The sequence below is a fragment of the Pseudomonas sp. SIMBA_068 genome (assembly GCF_046534705.1).
In the GTDB taxonomy this organism is placed as follows: Bacteria; Pseudomonadota; Gammaproteobacteria; order Pseudomonadales; family Pseudomonadaceae; genus Aquipseudomonas; species Aquipseudomonas putida.
The window spans coordinates 1-228 of record NZ_JAWRYI010001907.1; the positions used below are offsets into that span (position 1 = coordinate 1).

At 33.8% G+C, this 228-nt stretch carries 1 protein-coding gene; it reads right to left on the reverse strand.

From position 1 onward, the window contains the following. Nucleotides 1–228: DUF58 domain-containing protein (locus SB756_RS36420; RefSeq protein WP_410914120.1), on the reverse strand; the 228-nt coding region annotated here is incomplete at both ends.

Below are 228 nucleotides of genomic sequence, written 5' to 3' on the forward strand. Positions count from 1 at the left end.
GCACCACTCATTAAATTAAAATCAAACAAAGCATCAGTGGCTTTAAAATCTACAAAGTCTTTAACTAATAATTGCTTTGTTTTAGCGAAGTGTTTCCACGATATTCTGCTTAAGCCCATTTCGGGTTGATGAATTAATAGATTGTCGAATTCTTCAGTTCCCGACTTTTTTGTCATTCCATTTTGTGTATATTCATCTTCTGAAGAAATGTGTGCATCGCTTAATACG